8 protein-coding genes are annotated in these 11,688 nt (G+C 54.8%); 6 read left to right on the top strand and 2 right to left on the bottom strand.

What is annotated here, in order from left to right; translation table 11 throughout:
- Positions 1–88: 88 nt before the first annotated feature.
- Positions 89–3,241, bottom strand: a complete 3,153-nt coding sequence (locus GTQ55_RS01730; RefSeq protein ID WP_161857175.1) for a DUF6531 domain-containing protein — start codon at positions 3,239–3,241, stop codon at positions 89–91.
- A gap of 277 nt (positions 3,242–3,518) precedes the next feature.
- Positions 3,519–4,385, bottom strand: coding sequence for a Stp1/IreP family PP2C-type Ser/Thr phosphatase (locus tag GTQ55_RS01735; protein WP_161857176.1), 867 nt, complete (start codon positions 4,383–4,385; stop codon positions 3,519–3,521).
- A 290-nt stretch (positions 4,386–4,675) separates the two neighbouring features.
- On the opposite strand from GTQ55_RS01735, the gene GTQ55_RS01740 reads away from it, so the two are divergent.
- The 6 genes from GTQ55_RS01740 (at position 4,676) to icmH (ending at position 11,657) form a co-directional block, all read left to right on the top strand.
- Positions 4,676–5,374: a transposase gene (locus GTQ55_RS01740; RefSeq protein ID WP_237567770.1), complete on the top strand. Its 699-nt coding sequence runs from the start codon at positions 4,676–4,678 to the stop codon at positions 5,372–5,374.
- Positions 5,371–6,897, top strand: coding sequence for a type VI secretion system contractile sheath domain-containing protein (locus GTQ55_RS01745; RefSeq protein WP_161857178.1), 1,527 nt, complete (start codon positions 5,371–5,373; stop codon positions 6,895–6,897). Before GTQ55_RS01740 ends, GTQ55_RS01745 begins: the two co-directional genes overlap by 4 nt.
- 72 nt (positions 6,898–6,969) lie before the next feature.
- Positions 6,970–8,745, top strand: coding sequence for a type VI secretion system-associated FHA domain protein TagH (gene tagH, locus GTQ55_RS01750; RefSeq protein WP_161857179.1), 1,776 nt, complete (start codon positions 6,970–6,972; stop codon positions 8,743–8,745).
- Positions 8,746–8,791: 46 nt separating this feature from the next.
- Positions 8,792–9,388 carry a type VI secretion system lipoprotein TssJ gene (tssJ, locus tag GTQ55_RS01755; protein WP_237567771.1) on the top strand — a complete coding sequence of 199 codons (597 nt, stop codon included), beginning with the start codon at positions 8,792–8,794 and terminating at the stop codon, positions 9,386–9,388.
- Between the two features lie 78 nt (positions 9,389–9,466).
- Entirely contained in the window at positions 9,467–10,804 is a 1,338-nt protein-coding gene (gene tssK, locus GTQ55_RS01760; protein WP_161857181.1) for a type VI secretion system baseplate subunit TssK, read from the top strand.
- Position 10,805: 1 nt separating this feature from the next.
- On the top strand, positions 10,806–11,657 hold the full coding sequence (gene icmH, locus GTQ55_RS01765; protein WP_161857182.1) for a type IVB secretion system protein IcmH/DotU: 852 nt from the start codon (positions 10,806–10,808) through the stop codon (positions 11,655–11,657).
- Positions 11,658–11,688 lie beyond the last annotated feature (31 nt).

Below are 11,688 nucleotides of genomic sequence, written 5' to 3' on the forward strand. Positions count from 1 at the left end.
GCTAATGGAAGTTACCGGTGTGTGAAGGGATTAGTGCGTCAAAAGTTGCTGGGCCCGAACTGGTCGAAGTTGGTTGTGTGACCGGTCGCTAACTTTGCGGTTCGCCTGTCGTCCTCGCCGTGTTGGGTTTACCGGGAACCTGAAGGTCACGCTTCTCCGGCGGCGTGACCAGGTAGCGCTGGCCACCGTCTAATGGTGCGCCGAGACTCGGTACTCTGGTGCCGTTTTCCCGCTGGATTAACTCGGGAATGAAATGCCGGAAATGCCGATAGAACAGTCGGGTGTCACCGTCGTAAGTTCCCAGCTTTCCCTGATAACTGCCGGGACACAGCAGTGGCGCGTTGCAGTCACCGGCCTTTTCAGGTTTGAATCGCCAGGCCGGAACAATCGGGGTATCCGGATCCGATTGTGTTGGGGTATCTGGAAGGAGTGCCAGTAATTGACCATCGTCTCCCGCCACAAAGAACTCACGGTGTTCCGGTACTATACCGGTGGTGTCTCCATTGCCAGCGAGCTGGAATGACACTCGCCCAAGTGCTATTCCCCTATTGGGATGGTGCAAAAAGATTGTGCTCGAGCGCCCACTGTCATGATGATTGGTTTCACTCCACAGGCCGGTGCCGGACCAGTGACTGGCGATACGGCGCTGCCGCCCGGAGTGGCGGTGTGTGCTGATTTTCATCAGGCGCCTTCCAAACGGGTCGTAACGCAGCCAGGTTGTAAAGTCTCCGCATTCAACGCTGTGCAGCAGGCCCCAGCCGTCATACTGATAACGATAAGTTGACGGGGAGCTCCCTGCGCGGCCGCTATCGATACGGGCCGTGGCAATGATGTTGCCGTGCGCGTCGCGCGCTGTTTCAGCGGAGCGCGGGGCCGGGGAAAATAAATCGAGAACGGGAAGGAGTCCCTGGATGGCGTTCGAGGTTGGCGGCACTTCCAGCTCACCAGTCTTGCCGAAGTCTAGCGATTTCAATACGCCCTGCTGAAAGGTTTTTATAACCTGATTGCTGCCCAGGGAAAGAAATTCACGATGTGGTTGGTCGTTACTCTTCTGTTCATTCGCCGGTATCTCACTACGTACAGCCATAGCCCCATTGGTATCGATGCCGTATAGCCTCCCTGCCGGGGAAAAGGTAAATGCGATATTTATACAGTCTGAGCAGGAGCTTTTCAGCCAGCCACGGCTGTCATAACTGTGGTTGATGCTGACGTTGTCGGCTGAATTTTCGCTGTCCACATCGTGATGTTCGGCGATCAGCAGCCCGCGTGCGTCATAGCGATAGCGCAGGTTGCAGTATTCATTGGCGGCCTGTGTCAGGCGCCCGAGGGCATCAAAATGAAATTGGCAGATTAGCCCGCTGTTATTGCGTATCTGCACAAGGTGGCCCGCGTCGTTGTACTGCAGGTACCAATGGCTGTCGCAATCGCGGAACTCTCGCAGTTGACCGCCCGCAGCATGATGCCACTCGAGCTGCGGGCTGCGTTCATCATCGAAGCTTGCCAGTTGGCCGAACTGGTTATATCGCCAGCGATATTGTCTGTCGTCGCAGCGCAGCGTGGATAACTTTCCCTGTGGGTTGTAGCCGAGATTGAGTGCCGGGCCGAAAAATTGCTGTATACACCGCACACGACCACAGCCGTCATACTGCCATTGCAGCACGGGTTCACTGTTGTGGCTGAGGGTGCATGGGCGGCCGTATTCATCCGTACTGACAGTAAGGGTGTAATCACCAATCGTCAAGCGTTCGAGCTTGCAGTGCTGATCGTAAAGCCATTTTCTGGCAGCGAGCCTGGTGCCCGTTTGTGCCACGATATTTCCCTGGCTGTCGTACTCCCAAGTGAGAACGCGATCACCGTGAACAAGCCTGGACAACTGACACTCGGCGTTCCATTCGAGTGAAAGTTGCCCGTGCTCAGGATCCGTGAGCGTCCGCAACTGACCGCGTTCGTCGTATTCACATTTCCATACACCTCCGGCGGGATCGATGATGACGGTGGGGCGGCGATCGGTCGCGGCATATCTGTATTTCCACACGCGGGTACCGGTATCCCCGACGAGGTTTCCAGCGGCAATCAGCCTTCCTTCATCGTCATAAATATAGTGATTATTTACCCCGTTTCGGGTGCGCCTCCGCAGTCGTCCGTATGCATCGTAGCGGTACAGGGTATCCTGTCCGAGTGCATCCACGCTGTGGCAGAGGTTGCGGTATAGGTCAAACCGCCAGCGCTGGCTGCGAGATTCCCGGGTTGACTCAATCAGATTACCGCAGGTATCAAACCGCAAATGGGTTTCGCACTGACCGCGTGTGGTAACAATGCACCGTTGTGTGCCTGATCGCCAGCGTAAATTCCACACCATCTGGCGGTCATCTTCTATGTCGTTCGGCTGGACGGCATCTTCGGAGCGGCAGACCTGTCTTACCCGTTGGAACCTATCGTAAGTGAACGTCAGCCGCCCCAATTCGTGATTGGTCAGTGAGCTGATCTGTCCGCCGCTAACGGTAAAGCGTTCCTGTACTAACCGATTGCGCGTAGCTACAAGACACCCCTCTGCGTCGTACTGGTAGTCAGCCAGCGCTGGGGCCTTGTCGGAACGGCGATCAGTTATCCGGGCGAGCCGACCGTTCTCATGCTCGAACTCCAGCGTCGTTCCCCAGGATGTGACAATTTTTTGCGCATGACCATTGCGATAATCCACGCTCAGTGTGTTGCCAAACGCGTCGCGAATTTCACTTAAGGGTGCGGTTTTACCCGCGCCATCTGCTCGGAAAATTTTGTCTGGTGTATCAAACGCCGATAAACGAAAGCTGTGCAGGCTCTGGCGAAGCAGGTGCAGGCGCTCGCTGCGGTTGTAGCTGGCATTGCCGATCGCGGGAAGGTCAAACGCCACGAGTCGACCATCTGCGGTATGTAATAATAGTTTCTGTTGTTTTCCGGGCCTGGTCTCCGGCAATTGCAAGTGTTCGCTCAGAGTGTGGCGCCATCCGGGGCCGAGGCCGATGTCGCGTTCCTGCCCCTGGCGGTAGTACCTTTGCCAGCGAAACGGAAATGGTCCGTGCAGCGTGAAGTCTTCGCGACAAAAAGCGAGTTCACCATTGGCGGCAATCACGTGACCGCCAATCTGGTGGCAATCATGCAGGGCCGGAAGTGCATCACCTTGCGGGGTATAGGCCGGGTAATTGCAAAATCGCACGAGCGTGGAAGCTGGTACATTCAACTCCGGCATAGTTGCAGCACGCACGAGACTGTATTCCGTAGCGTTAATCTGTGGTGCTTCTGGCCAGAAGTCGTCGGGGAATCTATTTGGTACCACTGTCTCGTTTGAGTTTTCCCGCTCTCTGCGAGAAATTTTCTGGAACCATTTGCAGATACCTATTGCATCACCAGCCGTGTCCGGCATGGCAGGGGGTAACAACCAGTCGATAACGGTAGGGATAAATTCGACCAGACGATCCGGTGTCATGTCGCTTTCTCGTAGATTGGGCTTTTAATTTGGTGAGAGCGTTGACCGTGAGGCATCAGCGTCTGGATTTTCGCACCGTAATGTCATGCGTGGCTTTTGGTTGCAAGGTGATTGGATCCCCGGAGAACTCCGTCACCGCTTCCGGGCGGTTGCAGAATTCGATGATACCGGCACTGATGTTGTCGCGGCCGCCACGCCGGTTGGCGTCATCTATAAAATGATAAACACATTCCAGTGCCGGCCGATAGGTGGCCAGTACACGTTCGATAGTGTGATCGTCAATGTATTCGGTGAGGCCATCGCTACACAGTAACAACAGTGCACTTTCCGTTAACGTCCAGCTGTTTACTGTGGCTTCGACGGGCTCGGAAATTCCCAGTGCACGTGTTATGTGATTCCTTACCTGGGACGTCTGTGCCTGTTCTGCGGTTAACTGCCCGGCATCAATCATTTCCTGAACCACGCTGTGATCCCTGGTGAGGCGTTGCAGTCCATAATCATTCCAGAGGTATGCACGAGAGTCGCCGATATGTGCGACGATGAGAAAATCCATCCAGATTGCCGCCGCCACCAGAGTGGTTCCCATCTGGGAAAACTGTGGGCGAGTTTTTTTTGTCTCCAGTATTTTTCGGTTACAAATGCCAATGCCTTCGACAAGCGCGGTCCTCAACATGATGTGCTGGCGTTCGCGAGAGCAGGTGAGGAAGGGGGTGTCGAGTAGCTTATCGAGTTCGCCTTGCAGGGTGTCCGCTGCAATATCACTGGCCGTAGCGCCGCCGCTATAGCCTCCCATGCCATCGGCTACGACAATATAGGCAAAGGGGTGATCTGGATCACTATGGCAGCGAATACTATCTTCGTTTTCGTCTCGTACCTGACCGATATCCGTGCGGCCGTTTACTGCCAGCCTGATGGGCTCCATGTCTGTCACAACTCCATGACATTTCCAGATTATTGTGGCGCCGGGAAACCAGAAATCGGTTCAGTCTCCATGACTTCCGTATTTTTTGAGACAGTAATGTTAACTTGCTAACGCATCAGGTTTGAATTTTTTTTAAATCATTTGCCATAATGCCGACCCCTGCAGGGTTTCAGGAGTGCAGTTGGTACACCTGTGCAAATTAAAAAGGACTTTTTGGCAAGATGCCCCGTCTTCCGAGACTAAATCTAATCGATATTCCTCAACATATTGTGCAAGTCGGGCACAATAATTTGCCGTGTTTTTTTGATGAGGAAGATTATCAATTTTACCTGGACAGCCTGCGCAATGCGGCCGATCAATATCGGGTGGACGTGCACGCCTATGTCCTGTTGCCCAACCTGATCCAGATTATTGCCACACCCCGGGTGCCTGATGGTATTTCATCGATGATGCAATCCCTGGGGCGCAGATATGTCCAGTTCGTCAATCACCGCTATCGACGCTCTGGAACACTTTGGGCCGGGCGTTATAAGTCCAGCCTGATCGACTCGGATTCCTACCTCCTCACCTGTTACCGCTATGTTGAGTCTCGCCCAATCTATCTGGGGCTGGTGGAATCCATGAGTGAGTACCCCTGGTCGAGCTTCCGCCATCACGCGAATATCGAACAGAGCAATGTGATCAAGGATCACCGTCTGTATCTTGTACTGGGCAAAACGCCGCAAGCGAGGGCCGAAGCCTACCAGGAGCTTTTCCGCTACCGCTTTGATCGGCGGCTACTGGAGTACATTGCTGAGACCATCAAGCTAGGACAGGTTCTCGGAGGCGATGTGTTCAAAGACAAAATCGAACAGATTTCCAATCAGCGGGTCAGGCCACTGAAACGCGGGCGTCCCAAAAAAAATACCAAAATTAAAGTTGAGAATGCGGCGGTTGAGGCAGAAAGTGAGCCTGACACAAAGTCCGTAAATCTGGAGGCCGGGGCGTGAGCAGGGCAAATGTACGAGCGGAAGCCGCTATTTTTAAAGCGGAGCAAGCGGACGAACCTTTACGCAAATGGCACCCAGGTGCCAAATACCGCGTTGCCATCATCGGCGATTTTAGTGGTCGCGTCAGCCGATCAATCTGTGAACCGGAAACCATCCGTGCACGTGCGGCCTATCCGTTGCGAAAAGATAACTTCGAGAAGGTGTTTGAACGTCTGCAGGTTGCGGTCAGCCTCCCATGTATGCCGGAGCCACTTTCTCTACTGGAGTTCGATGACCTGCACCCAGACTACCTCTATCAACGCGTCCCGCTATTTAGTCACTTTATCCAGCTCAAAAATCGGCTTTTAAACCCATCGGAATTTCCGCATGCGGCCGAGGAGATTCGGCAGTGGCGGCCAGACCTGGCAAGTCCGACGCAAGGCTCGCAGGATGCTACAACGAAGAGTGATACGGCATCGAGAGATACGGCGTCGATGCTCGACAGGATTCTGTCCGGCACAAGTTCCCAGGCTCAGTCGCAGATAGAAGCAGGGGCCCAGATCGATCAACTGATCAAGGACATTGTCGCCCCCTACGTGCAGAAGAAGCCAGACGGAAATCGGGATATTTATCTGGATGCGGTCAGCGAAGCAGCCTCGGAAGCAATGCGCAAAATCATGCACCACAGTGATTTTCGTCAGCTGGAGGCCAGCTGGCGAGGCCTGCACTTACTGCTTCGACGCCTGGAGGATCACCGCGGGTTAGAGCTTCATCTTCTGGATATCAGCAAGGCAGAAGTGCTCGCCGATCTTGCGCAGGCAGAAGGCGATCTGGAGCAGTCGGGACTCTTCAAGTGTCTGGTAGAGCGCCATACCGTAGCCGGGAGCGCGCCCTATGACCTGATTCTCGGCGACTTTACCATCAATGATGATGAGCGTGATCTGCATATGCTGATAGATCTCGCAACCATCGCCGAAGCCGCGGGCAGCACCGTGGTCATGGGCGGTGATTGTCGCCTTGCCGGGTGCCCCAGTATGGCCGGAGCAATGGATCCAGACGACTGGGGCTTTCCACTTTCAAGCGAGTTTACCCAGAGCTGGCAAGCGGTGCGTGAGTACCAGGCTTGTGCACATCTTGCCCTGGCCGCGCCCCGCTTTTTGTTGCGACTACCTTATGGCGCAGATGCATCGCGCACCGAGTCATTCTCCTTCGAAGAGCTGAGTCCCGAACTGGGGCAGCGCTACTATCTGTGGGGCAACAGTGCCTACCTGCTGACTTTGTCTATTTGCAGCGCGTTTGTTACCGCCGGTTCGCCGCAGCCGGTAGTAGCGGATCACTACCGGGGACTTCCACTCCATCTGCGCAAGTTGCCTCAGGGAGAGTGGCTGACCCCGTGTGCTGAGGCCTGGATGACAGATGGTGCCGCCGCGCGCTTCGACAGCGCTGGTCTGAGCACGCTTCGTTCCATACGGGGGCGTGACGAGATTCTTTTACCGAGACTGCAATCCATCGCCGGCACACAACTGAAAGGTCCGTGGGCCTGAAACGCAATACCGAAAGTTCCTGTTTAAGGCAGCGGGCGAGCCGATGCCAACCAAACGACGAGCGAAACTGACATGGATCTACTGCTTTCTGTGGTGTCTGACCCTGAAGGGGCCAATATGCTGAAGCACACCAAACTGTTTAACCGCGAGGGTGGCAGTGTGGGGCGCGCCGATAGTAATGACTGGGTGTTGCCAGATCCGCAGCGGGTAGTGTCCTCGCGCCATGCGGAGATCAGCTTTGTAGAGAATCGGTATTTTCTGACCGATCAGAGCACCAATGGCACGTTTCACAATCAGTCGTCGGACCCGGTTGGCAAAGGTAACCGAATCCCCCTGGCCGATGGCGACCTTGTCTCACTGGGCGACTATCAGCTGAAAGTTTCGGTACGTAAACCAGCGATGGATAGCGGTATTCCGGAGGGACTTGGCAGCGCAGATTTTCTCGATAACTCCGATCGCACTACTTTCAGTCCCGCTGCCGAAGCAAAAATGCAAAGTGCCAGAGACGCCAGCGAGCTCGACAGTTGGCTGGAGCCTGCGGGCGACACGAAGGGTAGTCAGAGTGGTGAATGGGGCTACCTGGTGTCGCCAGGCGGCGGGAGTGAAGGTGCAAGTTCGCTGGATAGCCTTCTTGGTGTGGAGGCTCCCACAGACCCGCTGCAGGTCCTGGATCCTGCAGACAGCTTCGGATCGATCGGTGGCGCCGGCACTGGTCATACGTCTGCCGGTCAGTGGGCAGGTGACGACGCCTGGTGGAAAGATGGCAGTGAGCAGGACCACGCGCCCGTAGATAGCCACGCAATGCAGCTGTCAGCAATACGGGAGCCAGCGCCGTCCCCTTCGCCACTTCCGCAAGTACAGTCAGTGCCTGGTGTGAATCCGCCGGAACCACCTGGCGTTATCAATACGCCAGTGATGCCGATGGACCAGCAGCCGGATTATCCCACCCCTGTTGCGCCTGCTCATGAGCAAAATGCGTCGTCTACTACTGACAATCCGTTTGCTGAATCCTTTTCGGCAATGGCGGGAAGCCAGGTCGAAGGGACGCCCGGGTTTGCCACGCCGAATTCCCCTCCCCAACAGGCTCCGCTTCGCGCTTCGGCCAGTGATGCTTTTGCCAGTGGATCACAACAGTTTACGCCTCCAGCGATGAACGCCGGCATTCAGCCAGCACCCCAGCCTGCAGAGCGCGAGCAACAACCGGCTGCACAAGTTCCCTCCCAGGTTCGCCCGCAGCAGAAATCGACCGCCGGATCACCGGGTGTGGCGGCGGCATTGGCGCAGGAACTTGGCTTAAACCTCGATAGCCACCAGCTCGCAGAATTGGATACCCAGGCCGCGGCCATTGTCGAGGAATCAGTGGCACGACTGATTGATTTACTACGCGCCCGTACCAGTATCAAGAATGAATTGCGTGTACAGCGCACCATGATCCAGACGGAAGCCAATAACCCACTGAAATTCAGTGCAACGGCCAGAGATGCCCTGGGTGCAATGTTTGCGGGTACCAGCGCGTTTATGTCGCCAGTAGAGGCGGTGCGAGATAGCTTCGATGACCTGTCGGATCACCAGGTGGCCGTGCTTTCAGGAATGCGTGCAGGCTACGAAGCGATGTTGCGATTTTTTAGTCCGGAAAATATTGCGAAGCGAGGTGGTGCACATAACGGCGTTTTTACCAGTAAAAATGCGCGTAACTGGGAAAGCTTTGTCGATTCATACCGAAAGATGGTGAGCGACCCGGATGCCTGCTATCGACAATTGTTCGGAGAAGAGTTTGCGACTACCTATGAACATCAGCTTTCAGAGCTGAAGAATGCGCGAAAAATGAACCATTTTAATCGCCGATGACAGCCTCGCTGCTGCGCCCGTGGATTTTGGATATTGGGAGAAAATCGTGAAATATAGAAACTGTATGAAATTGGTGTTGATAGCGGCACTCGCGATCACCGTGGCTGCTTGCCAGACCACACGCCGTACTTTGAATTTCGATACCAGCGTAACGCTGGATATCGATATCGAGCACAACGTAAACCCCGATAGCGATGGTCGCGCGTCGCCAGTAGTTGTAAGGGTTTTCATGCTGGCCGATGACCGCCAGTTTTCGCGCGAGGAATTCCTGAATCTCTATGAGAACGCTGAGTCCCGTCTCGGCAAGGATCTCCTTGATACCGTGATCCTGAAGGAGTTTGCGCCGGGAGAACAACGGGTTGAAGAGTTGTCGCTTACCCCGGAAGTAAGATATATCGGCTTGCTGGCGGAGTTTGTCCAGTACCGACGGGCGGAGGCATTGATGTTGTTACCGATCACGGAATACAAGAAAAATACCTACGGTATTACGCTTGAGGGTACCCGCATCGCCTCCACGCAAGCCCTGGACATGCGGCGTCGCACTGCCGAAAAAATTCGAGACGAAAGCAAGGAGGCGACCGTTACCATTTCCAGTGCCGAGTACGAGCGTTTACGTGAGTTACAGAAAACTGGTAAGCGGTGATTCCGTTTGTTAATCCATAACGCAAATTGCGATTAAAGTTCGTAAGGCAACGTCCTTGCGCCGCAACAGGGAAATTGTATGTCGGCAAATAATAAGGTGATATGGAGCGAGGGAATGTTTCTGCGCCCTCAACATTTCCAGCAGCAGGATCGATATCTGGAGCAGCTGTTGGAAGCGCGCACTTCAGCGTTCGGCCCTTATACCTGGGGGCTTGCAGAGCTGGCAATTGACAGTGAGCCTCTTGCCATGGGCAAGCTGTCCATCTCGCGCGTCAGCGCCATATTTCCTGACGGTACCCCCATGCTGGCGCCAGAAAATGAGCAGCTTCCGGATGTGCTGGATGTTCCCGTGAACACCCGGGATGAAATCGTCTACCTGTGTATTCCCATGCGGCGTCCGGGCAGCCAGGAATCGGTCAGGGATCAGGAAGATTTTGCACAGGCCCGTTATCAGGCGTTCAATTTTGATGCGCGTAATAGCGCCTCCACCTCGGGTGAGGCTGCACGTATTCAGGTCGGAAAATTACGCACCTGCCTCAAGCTAGGTAGTGAAGACCTGGGAGGCTACGCGGCCATTGGCGTTGCACGTATCCGTGAAAGGCAGCCGGAAAAGCCGGTAGAGCTGGATGCCGAATATATCCCTCCCTTATTGAATGCAGATGCGTCTTCGGTCATCAAGGCGTATATCGAGGAGGTTAAAGGGCTTCTGGATCATCGTGGAAGTGCCCTCGGTCATCGGCTCAGCGACAGTGGCCGCAGTGGGTCTGCAGAAATAGCGGACTATCTCTTGTTGCAGGTAATCAACCGCTTTGAGCCATTGCTGAAACAGATTACCGGCCAACCCCGCCTGCATCCGCACAACCTCTATCTTGAACTTCTGCAGCTTGCGGGTGAGCTATCCACGTTTACCGCAAGTAATAAGCGCCCCCCGGAAATTCCACGCTACATGCACGAAAACCTGCAGCAGAGCTATACCGGTCTCTTTTCTGCACTGCGCCAGTCGTTGTCGACAGTTCTTGAGCAAACCGCAATTCCGATGGACCTTGTGCAGCGAAAGTTCGGTATCTACGTAGCACCAATTACGGACCCATCACTGGTGAAAACTGCGAGCTTCGTACTCGCCACAAAAGCGGATATGCCCGGAGATATACTCCGGAGTCGTTTCCCGAGTCAGGCTAAAGTGGCGCCGGTAGAAGCCATCCGCGAACTAATTTCTGCGCAATTACCGGGACTTTCCGTACGCGCACTTCCGGTGGCCCCACGACAGATACCATATCACGCAGGATTTACTTACTTTGAACTCGAACGCACAGGCGAGCTCTGGCAAACGATGCAGCGCTCCGGCGGCTTTGCCGTTCATCTCGGTGCAGAATTCCCGGGAATAAACATGGAACTCTGGGCGATCCGGAATAATTGATATGACCAATGATGCCTATACGCCGCCTTCAGCGGACGACCGAACCGTGATGGTGCCAACACCCGGAGCTGCCGTTGCTGCAAGCCAGCGGCCTAGAGCACAGAATTTTTCTACCGGTGACGGTGGTCCAGAGCTGCAGATCCGTAACAGCCTGAATCCACTCATTTCTGCGGCATCCAAATTGCTCGGTGCCATTATCAAGCTACGCACAACCATGAGTCACGGTAACGTACCGGATCTGCATAAGCGTCTGACCCGCGAGATACAGAGTTTTGAGCGGGAGGCGCGTCAACTATCGCTGTCGCAGGACACTGTCCTGACCGCGCGCTATCTATTGTGCTCAGTGGTTGATGAGGTCGTACTCACCACGCCCTGGGGAACAGCAAGCGGCTGGAGTCAGCATTCGCTGCTAAGCCTGTTTCACAAGGAAACATTTGGCGGTGAAAAATGCTTCCAGATATTACAGCGCACACTGGAAACGCCCGGTTACCACATCGAGTTACTTGAGCTTTTTTATCTCTGTCTTAGCCTTGGCTTTCAGGGTAAGTATCGATTAGTTCAGCGAGGCTACGAACAGCTAGAGCAGATCCGCGAGAATCTTTACCGCACCATCGAAAGCCATCGTCCTCCGATGGATCGGGACCTGTCACCGCGGTGGCAGGGCTGTGTCGAACGCAAAACTCGGCTACATCAGTATGTGCCGTTATGGGTCATTGCCAGTGTCGTGCTCGGGATCCTGATGGCGACATTCAGCGGCTATCGCTGGTGGTTGTACCAGAGTGCAACACCAGTCGCCAACGAAATACAGGCGCTAAAAATCGATAGCGCAGGTCCGAATACCAAGCTGCGCTGATTCGCAGACGTGAATTGCCCGCCGATTCCGG

This window comes from Microbulbifer hydrolyticus, assembly GCF_009931115.1.
In the GTDB taxonomy this organism is placed as follows: Bacteria; Pseudomonadota; Gammaproteobacteria; order Pseudomonadales; family Cellvibrionaceae; genus Microbulbifer; species Microbulbifer hydrolyticus.